The sequence below is a fragment of the Gammaproteobacteria bacterium genome, assembly GCA_013696315.1.
Taxonomy (GTDB): Bacteria; Pseudomonadota; Gammaproteobacteria; order JACCYU01; family JACCYU01; genus JACCYU01.
On the sequence record JACCYU010000010.1, the window covers coordinates 1 to 20,353 of the forward strand.

21 protein-coding genes are annotated in these 20,353 nt (G+C 60.6%); 11 read left to right on the plus strand and 10 right to left on the minus strand.

Annotated features, from left to right (window positions below):
- Positions 1 to 2 precede the first annotated feature (2 nt).
- Both H0V34_00635 and H0V34_00640 read right to left on the minus strand, forming a co-directional pair.
- Positions 3 to 212 (minus strand): hypothetical protein, encoded by a 210-nt coding sequence (locus H0V34_00635; GenBank protein MBA2490257.1) that lies wholly within the window; start codon positions 210 to 212, stop codon positions 3 to 5.
- On the minus strand, positions 209 to 529 hold the full coding sequence (locus H0V34_00640) for an efflux RND transporter permease subunit (GenBank protein MBA2490258.1): 321 nt from the start codon (positions 527 to 529) through the stop codon (positions 209 to 211). Before H0V34_00640 ends, H0V34_00635 begins: the two co-directional genes overlap by 4 nt.
- Between H0V34_00640 and H0V34_00645 the strand changes: the two genes are divergently transcribed.
- The 3 genes from H0V34_00645 (at position 522) to H0V34_00655 (ending at position 1,822) form a co-directional block, all read left to right on the plus strand.
- The gene (locus H0V34_00645; GenBank protein ID MBA2490259.1) at positions 522 to 974 is read left to right on the plus strand and encodes a TetR family transcriptional regulator; all 453 of its coding nucleotides are present in this window, start codon (positions 522 to 524) and stop codon (positions 972 to 974) included. The two genes, H0V34_00640 and H0V34_00645, sit on opposite strands and share 8 nt — an antisense overlap.
- A complete protein-coding gene (locus H0V34_00650; GenBank protein MBA2490260.1) occupies positions 896 to 1,186 on the plus strand; it encodes a hypothetical protein in 291 nt (96 codons plus the stop codon). The genes H0V34_00645 and H0V34_00650 overlap by 79 nt, the downstream gene beginning before the upstream one ends.
- A gap of 324 nt (positions 1,187 to 1,510) precedes the next feature.
- Complete coding sequence (locus H0V34_00655; protein MBA2490261.1) at positions 1,511 to 1,822, plus strand: DUF2007 domain-containing protein; 312 nt, start codon at positions 1,511 to 1,513, stop codon at positions 1,820 to 1,822.
- 31 nt (positions 1,823 to 1,853) lie between these two features.
- Here H0V34_00655 and H0V34_00660 read toward each other — a convergent pair whose 3' ends face one another.
- Both H0V34_00660 and H0V34_00665 read right to left on the minus strand, forming a co-directional pair.
- Positions 1,854 to 2,237: a helix-turn-helix transcriptional regulator gene (locus tag H0V34_00660; protein MBA2490262.1), complete on the minus strand. Its 384-nt coding sequence runs from the start codon at positions 2,235 to 2,237 to the stop codon at positions 1,854 to 1,856.
- Positions 2,209 to 2,958, minus strand: a complete 750-nt coding sequence (locus tag H0V34_00665) for a hypothetical protein (GenBank protein ID MBA2490263.1) — start codon at positions 2,956 to 2,958, stop codon at positions 2,209 to 2,211. The genes H0V34_00660 and H0V34_00665 overlap by 29 nt, the downstream gene beginning before the upstream one ends.
- Positions 2,959 to 3,461: 503 nt before the next feature.
- On the opposite strand from H0V34_00665, the gene H0V34_00670 reads away from it, so the two are divergent.
- Positions 3,462 to 5,009, plus strand: a complete 1,548-nt coding sequence (locus H0V34_00670) for a hypothetical protein (GenBank protein ID MBA2490264.1) — start codon at positions 3,462 to 3,464, stop codon at positions 5,007 to 5,009.
- A 114-nt stretch (positions 5,010 to 5,123) separates the two neighbouring features.
- Here the strand turns inward: H0V34_00670 and H0V34_00675 are convergent, their stop codons facing one another.
- The 3 genes from H0V34_00675 to H0V34_00685 all read right to left on the minus strand — a co-directional run bounded on the left by H0V34_00675 (position 5,124) and on the right by H0V34_00685 (position 10,406).
- Positions 5,124 to 7,994, minus strand: coding sequence for a valine--tRNA ligase (locus H0V34_00675; GenBank protein ID MBA2490265.1), 2,871 nt, complete (start codon positions 7,992 to 7,994; stop codon positions 5,124 to 5,126).
- Positions 7,995 to 8,404: 410 nt separating this feature from the next.
- A complete protein-coding gene (locus H0V34_00680) occupies positions 8,405 to 8,827 on the minus strand; it encodes a DNA polymerase III subunit chi (GenBank protein ID MBA2490266.1) in 423 nt (140 codons plus the stop codon).
- A 73-nt stretch (positions 8,828 to 8,900) separates the two neighbouring features.
- Complete coding sequence (locus tag H0V34_00685; GenBank protein ID MBA2490267.1) at positions 8,901 to 10,406, minus strand: leucyl aminopeptidase; 1,506 nt, start codon at positions 10,404 to 10,406, stop codon at positions 8,901 to 8,903.
- A 256-nt stretch (positions 10,407 to 10,662) separates the two neighbouring features.
- Here H0V34_00685 and lptF point away from each other — a divergent pair, with 256 nt between their 5' ends.
- Together lptF and lptG are read left to right on the plus strand one after the other, a co-directional pair.
- Positions 10,663 to 11,766 (plus strand): LPS export ABC transporter permease LptF, encoded by a 1,104-nt coding sequence (gene lptF / locus H0V34_00690; GenBank protein ID MBA2490268.1) that lies wholly within the window; start codon positions 10,663 to 10,665, stop codon positions 11,764 to 11,766.
- Positions 11,763 to 12,827: an LPS export ABC transporter permease LptG gene (lptG, locus tag H0V34_00695; GenBank protein ID MBA2490269.1), complete on the plus strand. Its 1,065-nt coding sequence runs from the start codon at positions 11,763 to 11,765 to the stop codon at positions 12,825 to 12,827. Before lptF ends, lptG begins: the two co-directional genes overlap by 4 nt.
- Positions 12,828 to 12,854: 27 nt before the next feature.
- Here lptG and H0V34_00700 read toward each other — a convergent pair whose 3' ends face one another.
- Positions 12,855 to 13,268: an RDD family protein gene (locus H0V34_00700; GenBank protein ID MBA2490270.1), complete on the minus strand. Its 414-nt coding sequence runs from the start codon at positions 13,266 to 13,268 to the stop codon at positions 12,855 to 12,857.
- 159 nt (positions 13,269 to 13,427) lie between these two features.
- Between H0V34_00700 and H0V34_00705 the strand changes: the two genes are divergently transcribed.
- The 5 genes from H0V34_00705 to H0V34_00725 all read left to right on the plus strand — a co-directional run bounded on the left by H0V34_00705 (position 13,428) and on the right by H0V34_00725 (position 18,012).
- On the plus strand, positions 13,428 to 13,949 hold the full coding sequence (locus tag H0V34_00705; GenBank protein MBA2490271.1) for a hypothetical protein: 522 nt from the start codon (positions 13,428 to 13,430) through the stop codon (positions 13,947 to 13,949).
- A gap of 126 nt (positions 13,950 to 14,075) precedes the next feature.
- A complete protein-coding gene (locus H0V34_00710) occupies positions 14,076 to 15,452 on the plus strand; it encodes a nodulation protein NfeD (GenBank protein ID MBA2490272.1) in 1,377 nt (458 codons plus the stop codon).
- A gap of 3 nt (positions 15,453 to 15,455) precedes the next feature.
- On the plus strand, positions 15,456 to 16,208 hold the full coding sequence (locus tag H0V34_00715) for a slipin family protein (GenBank protein MBA2490273.1): 753 nt from the start codon (positions 15,456 to 15,458) through the stop codon (positions 16,206 to 16,208).
- Between the two features lie 63 nt (positions 16,209 to 16,271).
- Complete coding sequence (gene xerD, locus H0V34_00720) at positions 16,272 to 17,186, plus strand: site-specific tyrosine recombinase XerD (GenBank protein MBA2490274.1); 915 nt, start codon at positions 16,272 to 16,274, stop codon at positions 17,184 to 17,186.
- A gap of 76 nt (positions 17,187 to 17,262) precedes the next feature.
- Positions 17,263 to 18,012, plus strand: coding sequence for a DsbC family protein (locus H0V34_00725; protein ID MBA2490275.1), 750 nt, complete (start codon positions 17,263 to 17,265; stop codon positions 18,010 to 18,012).
- Between the two features lie 867 nt (positions 18,013 to 18,879).
- On the opposite strand, the gene trxA is transcribed toward H0V34_00725, so the two are convergent.
- Together trxA and H0V34_00735 are read right to left on the minus strand one after the other, a co-directional pair.
- Positions 18,880 to 19,689, minus strand: coding sequence for a thioredoxin (gene trxA, locus H0V34_00730; protein MBA2490276.1), 810 nt, complete (start codon positions 19,687 to 19,689; stop codon positions 18,880 to 18,882).
- Between the two features lie 301 nt (positions 19,690 to 19,990).
- Positions 19,991 to 20,353, minus strand: a 363-nt coding sequence (locus H0V34_00735) for an MFS transporter (protein MBA2490277.1), incomplete at its 5' end; no start/stop codon positions are given.

Here is a 20,353-nt window from a genome sequence, read left to right on the forward strand (position 1 = left end):
ACTCAGCCTGGTGCTCGAACACCATCCGCACCGCCCGCGCCCGTACTTCCGGAGAATACCTCGTTGCTTTGCTCATGACTCCATCCTCTCAAAAGTTGGAGTCTCCGGGAAAGTCGGGGCAGTTCAGACCAGTCCTTCAGGATCACGAAGGTGGTGCCCGCATTGGTCTTGAGTCCGCCGGCGATGATGTCGAAGCCCGCGAAGCTGATCACGTCCGCGATCGCCGGATTCTCTCCAAGCTGTTGGTGAGCTCGGCGCGCACCGCTTCTGTACGGTTGAGCGCGGCCGCATCCTGCAAGGTGCTGGAGGCAAGCACGTAACCCTGATCTTCCGGCGGCACCAGCCCGCCCGGCAGGCGGCCGAAGAGCAGCACCGTGACAGCCACCATCACCAGCACCAGCGCGACGCCGATAACCGCGCGCCGGATTAAGAACTGTACGCCGCGGGTATAACCGGATAAGGCTTTATCGAAGCCCCAGTTAAACCAGCGGAAAGGGAGCCACGGGTTGCCGTGCGTGGGCTTGAGCATCAGCGCGCACAACGACGGCGTCAAGGTGAGCGCGACGATGCCGGAGATGATGACCGAGACCGCGATGGTGATCGCGAACTGGCAGACATCTCTGGAGGAAATCGCCCATCTGGCTGGCGTGACCCGCGGCGCGATTTACTGGCATTTCAGGAACAAAGTGGATGTATTCACCGCGCTGCTGGAGCGGGTTCAGCTACCTTTGAACGAACTACTGCAGGAAATAGAGGAGCACCACCGTCACAATCCACTGGCCGCGCTGCGTGAGCTGTGTCTCTATGCGCTACGTAACCTCGCCGAGAGTCCTCAGTATCGCCGGGTCTACACGATCCTGTTTCATCGCTGCGAGCTCGTGAAAGGACTGAACCCTTGTGTCGAGAAACAGAATCAGCAACCCGTCAGGCGCTGGCCTCGGTCACGGAACGCTTCGAGCGGGCGCGGCGCTTAAAGCAATTACAGCCCGGTATGTCGGCCACGACCGGGGCAACCGCGTTGCATGTATTTATGGTGGGCATTTACAGCGAATGGTTGCGAGACCCCGCGGCATTCGATCTCTCGCAGGAATCAGAGAAACTTTTGGATGCTTTCTTTTGCGGAGTGGCGCGAAGGAATGAAGTCAAAGGGACCGCTCCGCGGCGGCGCACCCACGCCAAGCGTTAAGGTACATGCCAGTTGTCGATGGCCGAAAGGCTGCTCGATATCGCGCTGGCGGCTCGGGGGCCCGCGCATTACATCTACCGCGTCTGTGGCGATTTCCATCGCCCGCTGTATCCACGGCGCCCAATGGTGCTATAAGAATCAATCACGATAACCTTCGTTCACGAACCTTCCATGGTCGCCAGTCGGGCGAAAATCGTTAGATGATTCGAAGCCCGCGCGAGTGATGCCGCCCCGCATGCTAGAGCAGCACAATATCAAGGTCGATAGGGAAATGGTTAACCCTCGGTTCACGGTCGGCGCGCTCGCGGCGCGACTGAGCGCCCCATGAAACGAATCTACACCGCGCAGAGCCTCGTGATGGTTGGCTTTCTCAAGGAAAGCCTGAAGATGGAGGGCATCAACTGCTTCATCAAGAACGAGCTGCTCGCCGGGGGCGCCGGGGAATTGCCGCTTATTGAATGCTGGCCCGAACTCTGGATTGTGCACGATGATCACTTTGCGCGGGCGCGCGCGCTGATCGAAGAAATTCTGCACGCCGACAACCACGCGCAGCCCGCCTGGCGCTGCCCGCGTTGCCACGAGCCGCTGGAAGGACAGTTCGAGCAGTGCTGGTGTTGCGGTACTCTGCGCGCCTAGCGGGCCAGGCGTACCAGGCGAACAGGCCCGGCTACAGCAGCGCGAGCTTGCCGATCAGTTCGCCGCGCGTATGTACATCGAAGCGCGCGTAAACCTCGCGGCAGTGATAGTCGGCGGTGTGTTTGCTCACATCCAGGCGCTCACCAATCGCGGCAAGCGAATGGCCCGCGGCCAGCAACAGGCAGACCTGCACCTGCCGGCCGGACAGCGGCAGCTGCTCCATGCGCCGCAGCAGTTTCAGCGGCAGGTGTTCCTCCCTGCGTATGGTAATGCCTACCAGCGAGGCCGGTTCCGGCAGCCCGTTGTTCAGCCAGTAAACGCGAAACGTAAAACCGCCCCAGGCGTTGCGGCGCTGCCACACCGGTGGTGCGGTAAAGTCCTGCTCTCTAAAAACGCCTTGAAGCTGCCGGCACAAACGGCGTACCCCTTCGGGTAATGTCATCGCGCGGCTCGCCGGATGGATACGTGGCGCCGGCTTCGGCGCCGCTGGCCATCCACAGCAGTTGCCGCGCCTGCGCGGAGACGTTGACGATGCGGCCGCAAGGATCGGCAATAATGACGCCGCTGTCGGGACTCTCCACCAGCGGTGCGTCGAGGTCGTCGGATGCGGTCAGCGCGTGTGCGATAAACGGTGCGATGGCGGCGAGTCGGCGTCTGTCCTGTGTGATGAATTCCCGGTCGTCGGCTCGGCAAAGATGTATACGTCCCAGCGCGCGAGTGCTTTCACGCAGCACCAGACGGATGAAATGACGATAATTCAGCGGACGATAGATGAGGTTATAAAACTCATGCCGGTAAAAAGCAGTTTTTTCTACTTTAAGGAGATCGTCGATTCCCTGCACCCCGCGCTTGCCGCGCATGGACTGCGTAAAAGTGGGGAAAACTTCCCGCTCACGCCGGTTATAAAACTCGCTCATATAAACTGGCACGAGCTGCGGAAAAACCGGGTTCTCGTCGTACAGAGTGCTGAACTGATCGTTTTCCGTCCAGAAGAAAGCGTTGGAGTAAGAAGGAATAAGATGATGCAGTTCCTCCAGCAGCGCCGGCATGAGCATCCGCCCGCCAAGGCCCAGGCAGCATAATTGCTGGATGCGCGCCTCCGCCCGCGCCGCCGATGTGGCTTTTACGGTGTGCATATCCAAATGCCTCGGTGAAACATCGCTTCTTGTTCCGTTGGCGTGGCTCGATTCCGCAATTATAGGCAAAGACTACGCAAATACGTGGGGTTCCACGCGCCGTATCGTGCTTTATTAGTAAACTCCGCGTTCAGCGTTGAGCATCTGACGACGATAAACTCTCGATTTACAACACCGGAAGCCCGCGTGGGAGAAGCTTTGAGGCGGCCATAGTGGCCGCCTTTTTTGTGCACTGCCTCTGCCCTTTGGCAAATCGCGGTTGTGGGGCCGGGGTTTCTGCATTATGTTCTTAAGCTCCTGCTCGCCGGATTGGCGGGTCACCACGTCCCCACGGAACAAAAACGGGGGAACAAAAAAGGGGAAACAAGATCATGGGGAAAAACACAACGACTATCCGTCCATCCAGCGCATCGCTATGGTGCCTGTCCTCATCTCGATTCCGGAAATCACCCCGGACCGGTGGCTCGGACGCGGCGGGCTCAAAACCGAAACTGCTTCGGTTAATGCTCCTGGGGGCGATGGCGACCGCGGGTTCCGCGCAGGCAGCGGTTTTCAGTGTCTCCGCGGGCGACGTTGCCGCCTTGATAAACGCGATCAATCAGGCCAACGCAAATGGCCAGTCGAACACCATCAACCTGGCCTTGAACGGAACCTATACGTTGCGACAGTCGGTTGACGCCTTCAACGGTCTGCCGGCCATCACGGGCCCGCTGGTCATCAACGGCAACGGCGCGACCCTGCAGCGCGCCGCCGCTGCGGGTACCGATGAATTCCGTATACTGGAGGTGCAGAGTGGCCCGCTCGCGCTCAGCAACGCCACGTTGCGCAATGGCCGATCGGAAGCTGGCGGTGCGATTCTCAACAGCGGCACGTTGAATCTGACTAACAGCGTATTGACCGCGAACGAGGCGGTGCCGAGGGACGGCGTCCGGGGCACCGGCGGTGCGATCTCGAATTCGGGCATCCTCACCGTCCTCAATAGCACAGTAACGCTGAATTCGGCGCGCCTGGGCGGCGGCATCGCTAATTCCGATTTCGGTTCCGCACGCGTGTTCAACAGCATACTCTCCGGCAATACGGCGGCTTTTGGCGCCGGCATCTCCAATGCCTTTGGGAGTCTGGTCAGCGTTACCAACAGCCTGCTTGCGCGCAATGTATCCGAGCGTTCGGGTGGCGGCATCGATAATTTCAACGCGACGGTGCGGGTGACAAACAGCACGCTGTCCGCGAATTCGGCCTTCAGTTGCGGGGGGCTCAATAACGAGGACGGCACTGTCAGCCTGGTCAGCAGCACCTTGACCGGCAATACCGGGGGCGGCCTGTGCAGCTTTCAGTTCGCCAGCGCGAGCGTGACCAACAGCCTGGTCGTCAACTCCGCGCCGGGCCGGAATTGCCAGAGCGACGATGATCTGGTCTCCGCCGGTAACAACCTGGATACCGACGGAAGCTGCGCGCGGTTGCGCACTGGCGGCGGTACCTTTCGGCAAGTGACCGCCGCGCAGCTGAAACTGGGAGCGCTTGCGGATAACGGGGGACCGGCGCGCACCCACGCCCTGCTCAGAGGCAGCGTCGCCATCGATCGTGGCAGCCCGGCGGACTGCGGCAGCCGTCGCACGATCAATGATCAGCGCATGTCTGTGCGTCCCGTGGACGGAAACACCGACGGCGTCGCGGTGTGCGACATCGGGGCATTCGAATTCGGCGCGCCACTCGCGCGCTGCGGCGGAAAAATCGTGACCCAGTTCGGCACGCAAGCCGCAGAAACTCTGCGTGGTACGCCAGGCCGGGACGTAATCCACGTGTTTGCCGGCGACGATGTGGTGTTTGGCGCTAGCGGCGATGACGTCATCTGCGGCGTCGCGGGAAACGACACGCTTGCAGGCGACGCCGGTAACGACCAACTCCTGGGTGGCTCGGAGCAGGACAATCTGCGAGGCGGCGTGGGCATTGACCGGCTGGACGGCGGCCTGGGACAGGACATCTGCGAAGGCGGCCTGCCGCCACAAGGCGACACCGCGATTAACTGCGAACAGGTTCGCAACGTGCCGTGAATGGCGCCAGGTTGGGTGAGTGGGAAGTCTCAGGCTTTGTAGCGGGGCGCACGCCAGCTGATCGCCAGTCGAGTCGCTTCTCACAGGCGTCGTGCCCGCGCACCTGACGCGCTCCTATAACGCGCTGATTCGCGCCGACTGTGCTTCGAGTTGCGCGAGCGACGCGCGTAGCTCAGCGACTCGCGCGCGTTCCTTATTCACCACTTCCGCGGGCGCGCGTTCCACGAAGCTCGCATTGCGCAGCTTGGTGTCGCCGCGCTCCAGGATCACGCGCAATTTGCCGATTTCTTTTTCCAGCCGCGCGAGCTCGGCGTGCTTGTCGATCAGACCGGCCAGCGGGATCAGGATTTTCATCTGGCCCACCAGCGCGGTCGCGGATTCCGGCGGCTCAGCGCGATCCAGCCAGGTCAGTGATTCCAGCCGTGCCAGCGCGTTGATCGTCATCTGGTTGCGCTCGACCCGCGCCTTGTCCTCCGGCAACCACTCCTGCAGCAGCACCGGAAGCGGCCGCCCGGGTGCGATGTCGAATTCGGCGCGGATACGCCGCACGCCCATGATAAATGACTTGACCCACTCGAGTTCGGCGACGGCTTGCGTGTCGATGCGGCCCAGCTCAGAGCGCGGGTAAGGCTGCAGCTGGAGGGTGTCGCCGGGCCTGCCCGCCAGTGGCGCGATCTGGCCCCAGATTTCCTCGGTAATGAACGGTATAAACGGATGCAGCAGCCGCAATAGTGTTTCGAGAACGCGTACCAGGGTGCGGCGCGTGCCGCGGGCGTAAGCTTGTAAGTCTCTGCTCTCGGAAGGAGGTCCTTCTAAGTTTCTGCTGGTAACAGGAGGTCCTTCGCTTGCGCTCAGGACGATGCTCGCTGGCGCGAGCGTCGGTTTGCAAAGCTCAAGGTACCAGTCGCAGTACTCGTGCCAGGTAAAATCGTATAGCGTCTGTGCGATCAGGTCGAAGCGATAGCTTGCAAAATGTCGCGCCACGTCATCTTCGACGATTTGCAATCTTGAAACGATCCAGCGATCGGCCAGCGAGAACTCGCACGGCGCGCCAGCCTCACCTGTTGCCTTGATGGAGTGTGACGCAGTCTGCCCGCAATCCTGTCCCTCGCAGTTCATCAGCACGTAGCGCGCGGCGTTCCAGAGCTTGTTGCAAAAGTTGCGATAGCCCTCGATGCGCCCAAGGTCGAACTTGATATCGCGGCCGGTCGAGGCCAGCGCGGTGAAGGTGAAACGCAGGGCGTCGGTGCCGTGCGCGGGAATGCCATGCGGAAACTGACGACGGGTGGTGGCTTCGATCTTCTTCGCCATTTGCGGCTGCATGAGGCCGGCGACGCGCTTTTTTATCAATTCATTCAGGGTGATGCCGTCGATCAGATCGATGGGATCGAGCACGTTGCCCTTGGACTTGGACATCTTCTGACCTTCGGCGTCGCGCACCAGGCCGTGGATATAGACTTGCCGGAATGGCGCGTCGTCCATGAACTTCAGGCCCAGCATGATCATGCGCGCGACCCAGAAGAAGATGATATCGAAGCCAGTGACTAGCACCGAAGTCGGGTAAAACGTGCGCAGCTCGCATGTTTGCTCCGGCCAGCCCAGGGTCGAGAACGGCCACAGCGCCGAGGAAAACCAGGTGTCCAGGACGTCCTCGTCCTGTACCAGCGCTTGATCCGCCGTGAGTTCGGGGTGTCGCTCGCGTACCTCCTCCTCCGAGCGGCCAACATAGTGTTTACCCGCTTCGTCGTACCAGGCCGGGATGCGATGGCCCCACCAGAGCTGGCGGCTGATGCACCAGTCCTGAATGTTGCGCATCCACTCGAAATAGGTTTTCGGCCAGTTTTCCGGCACGAAGGTTATGCGGCCGTCTTCCACCGCCTCGATCGCGCCTTTCGCGAGCGGCGCGACCTGCACGTACCACTGATCGGTGAGATACGGTTCCAGCACTGCGCCGGTGCGATCGCCGCGCGGCACCACCAGCTTGTGGTCTTCGACTTTTTCCAGCAGCTCTAGCGATTCGAGATCGGCGACGATGCGCTTGCGGGCCTCGAAACGGTCGAGTCCGCGATATGGCGCGGCGCCGCTTTCGTTGATGTGCGCGTCGTGGGTAAAGATGTTGATCATCGACAGATCGTGTCGCTGCCCGACGGCGTAATCGTTGAAATCATGCGCCGGCGTAATCTTCACACAACCCGTACCGAAGGCGGGATCGACGTATTCATCGGCGATGACGGGAATGCAGCGTCCGGTCAGCGGCAGTTGCACCTGCCTGCCAATCAAGTGACGGTAACGTTCATCGTCCGGATGCACAGCGACCGCCGTGTCGCCCAGCATCGTCTCCGGGCGCGTGGTGGCGACCACCAGATGGCCAGCACCGTCCACCAGCGGGTAACGCATGTGCCAGAGGTGGCCTTGTTCTTCTTCGGACGTCACCTCCAGATCGGACACCGCCGTGCGCAGCACCGGGTCCCAGTTGACCAGCCGTTTGCCACGATAGATCAGACCCTCGTCGTACAGGCGCACAAACGCCTCGATGACGGCGCGCGACAGTCCTTCGTCCATGGTGAAGCGTTCGCGGCTCCAGTCGACCGACGCGCCCATGCGGCGTAATTGTTGCGTGATCATGCCGCCGGATTCTTCTCTCCATTGCCACACGCGCTCGACGAACGCTTCGCGACCTAGCTCGTGCCGCGTCTGACCCTCGGCGTTGAGTCTGCGTTCGACCACCATCTGCGTGGCGATGCCGGCATGGTCCGTGCCCGGCTGCCACAACGTATTGAAACCGCGCATGCGGTGATAGCGGGTGAGCGCGTCCATTAACGTATCCTGGAACGCGTGGCCCATGTGCAAGGTACCGGTGACGTTGGGCGGCGGGATCATGATGCAGTACGGCTCGCCGCGGCCGCTTGGCGCGAAACGGCCGTCGCGCTCCCAGGCTTCGTACCAGCGCTGTTCTATGGCGTGCGGGTCGTAGGTTTTTTCCATGGGATCAAGGCCTGTTGTTCATATTTGAACGGCGCGAGTTCAACAACAGCCCCCGGGTCGACCTTCGAGCTGCATCGGTGGACACGCCACTGAGCCGTGTGAGCAGAATACGCAACAATGTCCAGGTTTCGGGCGCAAGAGTGTTTGGCAGTGCGCGCACTCGTAAAACCACTGGCAGGCATTGGTCGGCATGGTTTCGAGCCGCGCGTAGCCGCAACCGGGGCAGGTTATGACTGACTTGAGCACAGGTTCGGTCTTCAATGCGGTGTCGTCTGAAAGTAGCCAGGTGGCAGGATTAACGACGCATGAGGCATTAATCTTTATCGCTTTTCCCGTGCTCGTCGCGGCGCGGACGCACGCGCTTCCGTCAGCACCGCGCGGGTGTCTTGCGTCTGAACAACATGCTGGATTTAGCCATCCGTGATCGAATGGTGGCTGAGTTCGCAGCCGCGCTCGCGATAAAAGCGAAAGCGCGCACGGCCCGCCTCGCGCTGTTCGCTGTCGACGATTTCCGCCACGCGCTTGAAACGGTCGAAGAATGCCGGCGCCTGCGAATCGAGATTGATCAGCACGTCGCAGCTCGGCGGCATCCAGCCATTGGCAATGGTCACCGGATAATCGTGCGCTTGACCGGGCGCGATTCCGTGCGGCACGAAGCCACGATCGCGAAACGTCCACAGCAGGTCGTCGACGCGCCGGGCGCTGTCTTCCGAATCGGTATGCAGATGCACATGGTGTCCCATGTTGAACGCTTTCTCAGCGAGCCGGCACGCGAACAGCAGGCGCGCTTGCGCATCCGCGCCCAGCAGCACGTAAAAATCGATTTTCGGCATCAGGTCATCGGTATGAATTCGAAAACCGGCCCCGTTTACACGCTTTTTGAATTCTCGCGGCAATCATTGAAGTTCAATGATTGCCCGCGCCGTTGGCGTGATTCATCAGGTATTGCATCAATAGCGGTACAGGACGGCCGGTGGCGCCTTTCCTGGCGCCGCTATGCCAGGCCGTTCCCGCGATGTCCAGGTGCGCCCAGTGATACTTGCGCGTGAACCGCGACAGATAACAGGCCGCGGTAATGGTGCCGGCTGAGCGGTCGCCGATGTTGGCCACGTCCGCGAAATTGCTCTTGAGCAACTCCTGATAGTCGTCCCAAAGCGGCAACTGCCAGGCGCGGTCGCCGCTGGCGCGGCCCGCGTCCAGCAGCGCCTGGGCGAGCGGTTCGTGGTTGGTCATCAGCCCGCTCGCGTGATGGCCAAGGGCGACGATGCAGGCGCCGGTGAGAGTGGCGATATCGACCACCGCGGCGGGGTCGAAACGCTCCGCGTAGGTCAGCGCGTCGCACAATACCAGACGTCCTTCCGCGTCGGTATTCAGAATTTCCACGGTCTGACCGGACATGGAGGTGACAATATCTCCCGGCTTGCTGGCGCGCCCGTCGGGCATGTTTTCGGCGCTGGCGACGATGCCGACCAGATTGATGGGCAGATCCAGCGCGGCCACGGCTTTCACGACCCCGAACACACTGGCCGCGCCGCACATGTCGAACTTCATCTCGTCCATGGCCTGACCGGGCTTGATCGAGATGCCGCCGGTATCGAAAGTAATGCCCTTGCCGACCAGTACCACTGGTTTGGTTTTCTTGTCCGCGCCCTTGTATTCGAAGGTGATCAGTCGAGGCGGCTGTTCGCTGCCGCGCGCGACCGACAGCAACGCGCCCATACCCAGCTGTTCCATTTCTGTCTCGGTCAACACCGAGACTTTAAGTTTGCGTTGACCTTTTTTTAGGACTTTGGCCTGTTCGGCCAGATACGACGGCGTACACACATTTCCCGGCAGGTTGCTTAAATCTTTCGCCAGCGCGATGCCGTCGGCGATCGCCTGGCCCTGGGCAATGGCGTTTTTGGCGCCCGATTGCGCGGCGCGGTCGGCGACGAAGAACGACAGCCTGCGCAGTTTCGATCGATCCGGCTCACGTTCGCTTTTCATGCGCTCGAAGCGGTAGCGCGCGTCCTCGATAGCAAGCACGGACTGCCGCACGCGCTGATCGACATCCAGGCCGTCGGGGTTGAGTTCGGTGAGATACGAGACCGCGCTGGCTGCGCCGGTTGATTTAAGCGTGCGCGCAAGCGTTGTGTGCGCCTTGCGAAACGCCGACGCATCGAACGCCTTTTCTTCCCCCAATCCGATCAACAGCACCCTTTCGCAAGCCGTGTTGGGCACGTTGTGCAGCAGCAGCGTCTGGTTGTTCTCGCCTTCGATGTCGCCGCGTTTGAGGATCGCGCCGATATACCCCCCACTGGCCTCGTCCAGTAGTTTCGCAGCAATGGACAAGCGTCGTGGCTGGAAAACGCCCACCGCCACGCAGCCCACGCGCTGTTTCTCGGGCGAGCCGCTTGCAAGCAAAAATTCCATCGTACGCTCCGATTTGTTAGTTTGCAGTCGATCGAACCGACCGCGGCGATTGTAGGTTTACATGTCCCGCTCCGAAAACGTTCGATTAACGTCGGGAGTCGCGACATAGCATGGCGCCCGCGAACCGATCCATTAAAGGATTGATCCGGTGACGCGAGGCCCGATTACGGTACGGGTCTGACCATAACTTCGAAACAAGTATGCGGGATTCTATGAGAAAAGCGCTGCCGAATCACGCGTACCCGGGCAGCTGATCGTGCGCACCGTGCTCGATCGTTATCTGGCGCGCGAGATTTCACTCACCCTGTTCGCCGCGGCCAGCGTGCTGGTGCTGGTGGTATTCGGCAATCTGTTCGTACGTCTGCTGGCGCAGGCGACCGAGGCGCAGATCCCCGCCAACCTCATATTGCCACTGCTGGTGCTGGGCGGCTTCGAATCGCTCATTTTGTTGATGCCCGTGTCGTTGCTGCTGGCGGTGATGTTGACCATGGGGCGGCTTTATCGCGACAACGAAATGGCGGCTTTGCGCGCGTGCGGGATCGGCTACGTGCGACTTTATCGTCCGGTAATGCTGGTGGCGGTACCGCTGGCGGCATGCCTTGCCATCCTGGCGTTATACATCTCGCCCTGGACGGCGCAGCTCGCCGACGAGATTACCGTCCGCATGGAGAGCGAGGCCCAGCTAACCGGCGTCATGCCCGGGCGCTTTATCGAGACCGGCGACGACGAGCTGGTGTTCTTTGTCGAGCGCGTTGACAGCAGCCGCGGCGAAATCGAGAACGTCTTCATTCACACCCTGGAAAGTGGCCGCACGGTGATCGAGACCGCCGCGCGCGCGACGCAACGCATCGAGCCGCGCACCGGCGCGCGCATCGTGGCGCTGCGCGACGGGCATCGTTACGAAGGCCGTCCCGGGCGCGGGGATTTTCGCATTCTGTCGTTCGCGACGCATACCATGCGTATACCGGTGAAACAGGCCGCGCTCGCGCCCGAGGCGGGCCGAAATTCGCTGCCGACCGCCGCGCTGTGGGGTTCCGCGCTACCCGCCGCGATGGCCGAACTGCAATGGCGCCTGTCGGTGCCGATATCCGTGGTCCTGCTGGCGGCGCTGGCGGTTCCACTGAGTTACGTCACGCCGCGGCAGGGACGCTTCGGCAAACTCGCGCTGGGCATAACCATCTACATCGTTTACGCTAACCTGGGTTTGATCGCCGCAAACTGGGTGGAACGCGGTGTGCTGCCGGGCTGGCTGGGCATGTGGTGGGTGCACGGCCTGCTGCTGGTGCTGACCATGGTGTTGTATCTGCGGCAGTATGGTCTGCGCTGGAGTTTGCGCCGCCTGCTGTCGCGGCCCACATGAAACTTTTCGATCGCTATCTCGGCCGCGCTGTTATCGTCGGCAGCGCGCTGGCGATGGCTATCCTGGTTGCGGTGAACGGCTTCGTGGACCTCATCGACGAAGTGCAGGACGTGGGCGAGCGCGGTTACACCTTGTGGCTCGCGCTTTACCACACCGTGCTGGAGATGCCGCAACGTGCGTACGAATTTTTCCCAACCGCGGTGCTGCTCGGCGGACTGCTCGGGCTTGGCGATCTCGCCGCCACCAACGAACTGGTGGCGCTGCGCGCGGCCGGCATTTCCATTCCGCGCCTGATTGGCTCCGTGCTGGCCACGGGCCTGCTGTTAATGGCGGTCGCCGTAATAATCGGCGAGGTGGTCGCCCCGGCGAGTCAAGAGCGCGCGCAGGACCTGAAGAAATGGGCGCAAGGCGAGAGCATCACCCTGGGCGATACGAACGAACTGTGGGCCAAGGACGGCAACCGCTTTATCAACATCAAGCAAATTTTCCCGGGCCTGCGCCTTAACGATGTTCGCGTGTACTTGATCGACGATGCGCAGCGTCTGGTGCGGGCCACGTTCGCGGCGTCGGCCGTTTATCGCGACGGGCAATGGCGGATGAACGATGTGAGTCGCAGCACCATCAGCCACGCGCGCATCGTTACCGAACGCAGGCCGCGGGAATCATGGCCGCGGCTGCTGTCGCCGGAACTGTTCAGCGTGATCGAGCAGAAGCCCGAGCACATGCCGGCGTGGCGGCTGGCGCGCTATATCGATTATCTAGAGGCCAATCATCTGGCGGCGGAAAGCTACGAACTCGCGTTCTGGACGCGGTTTACCACGCCGTTGTCCAGTCTGGTAATGCTGCTGCTGGCGATACCTTTCGTGTTCGGTTCGCTGCGCACCGGCGGCGCGGGTCAGCGGTTGTTCATCGGGATGCTGATCGGCATCGCGTTTCATCTCATTAATCGCGCGCTCAATCACCTGGCGCTTGTGTATGGCCTGGATCCGTTGCTGGGCGCGACTCTGCCATTGCTGGCGTTTCTTGGGATCGGGCTGATCGCAGCGTCGCGAACGCGTTAGCTTTGCATAGTTAATCGCCGGGCGTAGTCAATCCGTGCGCGTGAGCCGGGTGCCCGATACGATATCGTGCAAGGCCAGCTTCTCGCGGTTGAACAGGCACCACAAAAAGCCCGCGCCGAACAAGAGCCAGGAGATCGCCGCGGTCAGCAATCGCAAAAGCGCCTGCGACCAGGTAATGGTCGCGCCGTTATTCTGTATCACGCGAAAGCGCCAAGTGCTCATGCCTAAGGTCTGACCACCGTGTGTCCAGAACCAGCCAAAAAACAAGAAGCAGACGAGATAGATGTAGCCGACGTAAACTGGATAAAGCGCGTCTTGCGGCGTGAGATGGAACGGCACGAACACGAGCGACGCGAAAAACAATAACGCGAACAGCAGCAGACCATCGTAAAAAATAGCGCCGAGGCGACGCGGCAAACCTACACGGCGCTGATCTGACATCGATTTTTCCGAAGCCGTATTGATGACGGTATTCACCACTGCGGCGCATTGTTGCGGCCCGCAAATAGTCGGCCCCGCGCGCATTAAGAAATGCGGATTGGCTAAAATCCGCTTACGTTTATATAATCAAAACTCAAATCGTTCAGGAGCATCGGCATTATGGCACGAGGAATAAAAAAATCGACGACGCAGGGATCATCGGCAACCATTCAATCTGCGAGCGCTAAACAGCCCTTGCTCACTAAAAGGAAAGTCACCATAAAAAAAACCACAACAGCCACAACAAATAAACGTGGCGGTGTGCTGACGAAAGCAAAGGGCATGACGAAAGGCCTGAAGTCGAAACAAAAGAAAGTAAATAACAGCGCTAACGTCGACCAAAAGATGAAACGTGATCTCCGCGAGCGTACGCGCGTGATGAAGACGGAACGCGATGCCGCCATCAAGGATCGCAAGGACGCGGTGCGCCGCGAACGCGCCAGCAGCGCCGCGGTTCGCAAGGAACTCAAGGAGGCGCTCAAACGCGAGCAGGCGCTGGTCAGGTTGATCGACAGCCGCGACCAGGCGCTGCGCAGTTTCAGCGAGAAATGGACAAAAGAAAGGATCGCGCAGATACAGTCGCCGACCAAGAAGCGCCGCCGTAGGCGTTTGAATCTGTCGCCCGATCCCGTGACGCAATAACGGCAAATCAAAACATCGATAACGGCCCGCACACGGGCCGTTTTTTCTAATGTCTCGTCAAAGAAACACCGGCGCTAAAACATCAACGGTCGAATGGGTTGGTGATGCGATGATCCGCGGCTTGCAATGACCATGCTCGCAATCGGTTCCAAAACGTGTCGTCTGAGTGGCGCGTATTTCCTGGTGGGACTGTTGTTGCTCGCGGTCTCGTGGATCGCGGCGGCGCCGCGGTTCGCGGCCGTGTTGCAGGTCGAGGGCTCCATCGGTCCCGCGACCGAGGATTACGTTGTGCGTGGCATTGATGACGCGGTATCGCGTAACGCCGAACTGGTCATTCTGCGCATCGACACACCCGGCGGGCTCGATCAGTCAATGCGCGCGATCATACAGAAGATTCTGGCAGCGCCGTTACCCATCGTGGCGTATGTCGCGCCCTCCGGCGCGCGGGCCGCGAGCGCCGGCACCTACATTCTTTACGCCGCACACGTCGCCGCCATGGCGCCCGCGACGACCCTGGGCGCGGCGACGCCGGTAGAGCTTGGCGGCGCCTCTTCGCTCTTGCAGATTAAAGACAAACCTGCGGACGGTCTGTTACGGGATGACACCGATTCCGCCAAAACGCGCAAAATGGTCAACGATGCGGCGGCGTATATTCGTGGTCTTGCGGTGAGCCGTGGCCGCAATGCCGAGTGGGCGGAGCGCGCGGTGCGCGAGGCGGTAACGTTGACTGCAAGTGAGGCGCTACGTAAAAACGTGATCGAGATCGTCGCCGCGGACATGCCTGATCTGCTGCGTCAACTCGATGGACGCAGAGTAAACGTTGCCGGCATCGAACGAACGTTGTCCACCGATCGCCTGACAAGCGAAGTGATGGCGCCAGACTGGCGCAACCGACTGCTGACGATCATCGCCAATCCGAATATCGCGTACATTCTCATGCTGGTTGGAATATACGGGCTTGTCTTCGAGCTCGCGAGTCCCGGCGCCGTGTTGCCGGGTGTGGTGGGCGCCGTGTGCCTGTTGCTCGCGCTCTACGCGTTTCAGGTGTTGCCGGTCAACTACACGGGTGTCGTGCTGATCGTGCTGGGTATTGTATTTATGGTGGCCGAAGCATTCGCGCCAAGCTTCGGCGCGCTGGGCTTCGGCGGCGTCGCGGCATTCGTCGGCGGTTCCGTCATGCTAATGGATGATGCCAGCCTTGCCGTCTCGTGGCAGTTGATCGGCGGTACGGCGCTGGTCGCCGCGAGCTTTTTTCTGTGGATCATCACGCGACTGTTGAAGACGCGCAACACCCGGCCCGTTACCGGTGCCGAGCAGATGCTCGGTAGTTTCGGGGTCGCGCTGGAAGACTTCGACGATCACGGATGGGTGCGCGTGCACAGTGAGAACTGGAATGCGCGGACGCACAGTCGCGTCCTGAAAGGACAAAAGGTGCGCGTGCTCGCCATGGACGGGTTGACGTTAACGGTCGAGCCTCTGGCCGACAATCCTCCGGGAGACTGAATCATGCTGCCCTATCTAATTCCAGTGGCGCTGGTGCTGGCGCTGTTCGTTCTGTCCATAAAAATATTGCGCGAATATGAACGCGGCGTGGTGTTTTTCCTGGGCCGTTTTCAGGGTGTAAAAGGACCGGGACTGATTGTGATCATCCCGGGCATCCAGCAGATCATGCGGGTGGATTTGCGCATTATCACCATGGACGTGCCGCAGCAGGACGTCATCTCGCGCGACAACGTCACCGTACGGGTCAACGCGGTATTGTATTTTCGCGTGGTGGACGCCGAGCGCGCCATACTGCAGGTGGAGGATTATCACAACGCGACCAGCCAGCTCGCGCAGACCACCTTGCGTTCGGTGCTCGGCCAGCACGATCTGGACGCGATGCTGGCAGAGCGCGATAAGCTGAACGCCGCCATTCAGCAGATTCTCGACGAGCGCACCGATTCCTGGGGTATCAAGGTGACCAATGTCGAGATCAAGCACGTTGACCTGGACGAGAGTATGGTGCGCGCGATCGCGCGTCAGGCCGAAGCGGAGCGCGACCGGCGCGCGAAGGTGATTCACGCCGACGGCGAATACCAGGCCGCGCAGAAACTGCTGGACGCGGCGAACATTCTCGCGCAGCAGCCACAGGCCCTGCAGCTCCGTTACATGCAGACTATCGCCAATATTACGACGGATAAAGCCTCTACGATCGTGTTTCCGTTGCCTATGGAATTTCTGGACGCGTTGCGAAGTTTTTCCGGTGACAGGAAATAGTTACGGGCCGGTCGTATCCGGCATGGCCGGCATGGCCATCCCCGCATGAAGACGGGCGTGGCGATGACCGACCCGGTCAGCGCGCGCGACGACGATCTCATCGCGATCTTTCTGGATGCGATCTGGATGCAGCATGGATTGAGCGACAACACCTTGATCGCCTACCGTCACGATCTGCGCGGACTGGCCGGCTGGCTGGCCCGCCAGCACGTGAGCCTGCTCGAAGCCGAACCTGACCATCTGCAACATTTCCTGAGCTTCAGGCTTCAGCAGCAGCGCGCCCAGCGCCGCTCCGTGGCGCGTGCGATCTCGAGCATGCGAAGGTTCTATCGATATCTGCAGGAGCACGGACGCATCGCGAGGGACCCCAGCGAAGCGATCGTGCCGCCGAAGCCGATGCGCCTGTTACCCGACTCTCTAAGCGAAGCGGACGTCGAGGCGCTGCTCGCAGCGCCCTCGCTTACCACGAACAGGGGCTTGCGGGACCGGGCGATGCTGGAGCTCTTATACGCCTGCGGTTTGCGCGTATCCGAGTTGATCGGGCTTGAGTTGCATCAGACCAATCCGCGTCAGGGCGTGGTGCGAGTGTCGGGCAAGGGCGGCAAGGAGCGGCTGGTGCCGATCGGCGAGCAGGCCCTGATGTGGCTTGAACGTTATCTTGAGGAGGCGCGCGCCAATCTGTTGAACGGCAGGGGAACCACCGATGCGCTGTTCGTCACCAATCGCGGCGCCGCCATGACCCGGCAGGCCTGCTGGTATCTGATCCGGCGTCACGCGCGTACAGCCAGCATCGACAAACATCTGTCGCCGCATACCTTGCGGCACGCGTTCGCGACCCACCTGCTGAATCACGGTGCGGATCTGCGCGTGGTGCAACTATTGCTGGGCCACAGTGACCTTTCGACCACGCAGATCTACACGCAGGTCGCCCGCGCGCGCCTGAAGCTGCTACATGCTGAGCATCATCCGCGTGGCTGAATGAGAACGTCGGGTCCATGAATTTTTTGCCGGCGTGCATGTCGCACTGTTCACCACAATGAACGCGAGTGATCCCATGATAAAACACCTTGCCGCCGCCCTGTGTCTCGTCACAGTCGTCACGGGCAATACGATGGCGGCCGAAGACCAGGACGTCCTCGACACACTTCGAGCCAGACTGGACGCGCTGGCGCCCGGGCTCGAGCCCGACAGCATCGAGCCTTCGCCGGTGGAAGGCGTTTATCAAGTCGCGTATGGGGCGCAGATTCTTTACATCAGCGAAGATGGCCGCTACCTGCTGCGTGGCAGCCTGGTCGATCTGGATCGGCGTGAAGATCTCACCGAGGCCGCCAGCGCCAAGGTGAGATTGCGGTTGCTCGATGCAGTCGATGAAGATCAGATGATCGTGTTTTCGCCCGCGCTGCCCAGACATACCGTCAGCGTGTTCACCGATATCGATTGCGGTTATTGCCGCAAGCTGCACGCCGAGATCGATCAGTATCTCGCGCGGGGGATCAGGGTTCGCTACCTCGCGTTTCCGCGTGCCGGCGTGAACTCCGCGTCGTACGACAAGGCGGTGGATGTCTGGTGCGCGCAAGACAAAAAGGCCGCGCTTACCAGCGCCAAGCGCGACGAGCCCGTGGCCGACAAGAGTTGCGACAATCCGGTCAAGGCCCAGTATGAACTGGGGCAGGCGATGGGCGTCTCCGGCACACCGGCCATCGTACTGGAGAACGGGGAGATGATTCCCGGCTATCAGCCGGCGCGACCGCTGGCCGCCATGCTCGACAAACTGGGCGACGTGAACGCCGCGACCGCGGAATAATAACGATAGCGAAACGGCGGACCCAGGCATGCGGCCTTCGAGCCGTCGCCACTGCGATGGCGCACGCATCTAACGCGCTTGCGGACAGGGCCTGAGCCCAAACCCACCTCAACTCCACACGTTAAGTGATCAACGCGGAGCATTTATTTCCGTGTGACTGCCCTTGGAACCTTGCCGGTACGTCGTCCCGGCCCGATATCGACCCCAGCCATCTTTACCTAATGGCCGGATATTCCTCGTCGAAACTCCCGAAATCAGCGGATGAGCGGTACTTCTTTCAAGATGAACGGTTGACAAAGCGTATTTTGGGACTATAATCCCAAAACAAGTGATGAGCAGAGCTTGAAAGTTATTCGCCATGGAATGCGAACTCATCCGATGTCAGGAACGTGCAGACGTGACGGGGACAAGGAACAGGACAGCGTCGCCAAGATGGATTTTGACCAAAAGGACTAAGCTCGAGTGAGATGTACGGGCGAAGGAATCGCTTTCGCTGACTCGCTGAGCGTTCGCCACGGGTAACGGTACAAGGATCTTACGGATAAGGCGGCTAAGGACAGCGCCGGCGAAGGAGCGCTAACGATGGATCGATTTCGCAGGGTTACCCGAGCCGCTAGGAAGCGGGCCCCGGCGGACAGGGAAGGCCGCCGGGGCATGCGAAGGATGCGCGAAGCGGATACGGGCTTATCCGCGAATGTTAATTTGTTCTGACTGGCAACCGGAATTGTCGATGGCTCTCCTCAGGGCGTGAGCCCTGCTCAAGCAGCATACGGATATGCTGCTTTTTTATTGCCCAGGTTTTTATTCGACCAGGGTTTTATCCAATCAGGCTTTAGTCCGACCACGGTTTTATTCGCTCAGCGCTCGCTAGTGCAGCATGCTTACCATTTTATTTCGATAGCGGCTGACCAGGTCGCCCCTTCCACCCAGAATCTCGAAGACGGACAACATGCCCTTGCGTCCGGCATCGTCGCCGAAGCGCCGGTCGCGGCGCATGATCTCGAACAACTGTTCCAGCGCGGCCTCGTAATCCTCCGACATTACCTTGCGAGCGGCGAGCCGCTGGCGTGCCTGCAGGTTGGTCGGGTCGTTCAGCACGTGCTGCTCCAGTTCGCTCTCACCCTGATCGTGCACCGCCTCGCGGGCGAAATTAAGCCGCGTCTGCAAGGTTTTTACTTCGGATTCCAGCGCGACGCTGGCCGGCAGCGTATTGAGAATCGCCTGGGCGCGCTCAGTGTTGCCGATCAGCAAATGCATTCTGGCCAGTGCGATGCGGACCGAGGTATTGTCCGGCTCCAGCTTGTTCGCTTCCTCCAGCAGCTTCAACGCCGCGGACGCGTCTCCTGCTTCGAAATGGGCCTCGGCGCGCGCGCGGATGTGGTCCGCCGGGCGCTCGATGTGTCTGCCGATAAATGCGCGAATCGCGCCTTCCGGCGATACTCCGGAAAACTCGTCAACGACCCGGCCATGCCTGAACAGCTTTACCGTCGGCAACGCGCGCACGCCGTATTCGCGCGCGAGTTCCTGCTCGGCGTCCGTGTCGACCTTCACCAGCGCCATGTTTTGCGCGAATTCCTCCGCCAGTTTCTCAAGCACCGGCGCCAGCATTCTGCATGGGGCGCACCACGACGCCCAGAAATCCACCAGTATGGGTTTGTCCGTTGAAGCTTCGATCACCCTCGCTGCGAATTGCGGTTGCCCGACGTCGTAAACAGATGCGGTACCCGCCATTATTCCATGCCTTTCAAAGTGAAATTCTCCAAGCAATATAAGGCTGCATCTGCGTCACTTCAACGGCGTGTCACCTGGCGTCCCGTTGTCTTATACATTTTGCTTGCGTTGTGGTGAGATCTTCGCCGTATCCTCCTGTTCCTTTTTCGCAGAACACGACGCGTGGATATATCGATCGTGGTGCCGGTATATAACGAAGCTGCCCACGTCAGTTGTGTGTTAAGCGAAATCGCCGCGTGCTTGAGTATCACTCGGCGCGCGGGTGCATCCAGCGCTTCAGCAAGGGCGACATCAACAGCAACACAGCGCCGACCGCCGTAGCAACCATCGCGATATTCAGGAAAACCTCGCCATAAAGATCGATGGTGCGCGCGGGCGGGAGCGCTACCGTGGCTTCGGTGGCCGGGGCGCTGGTGAGGGTGGCGACCAGCGCCGCGATGTAATGCGCGAAGGCCGACGACAGAAACCACACGCCCATCATTGCGCCCACCAGCCTGGCCGGCGCAAGGCGCGTGACCATGGCCAGACCAACGGGCGACAGCGACAGCTCGCCCGAGGTGACGAGCAGATAACCGATTAGCAGCCACAGAATCGATGTTTTGCCATCGGC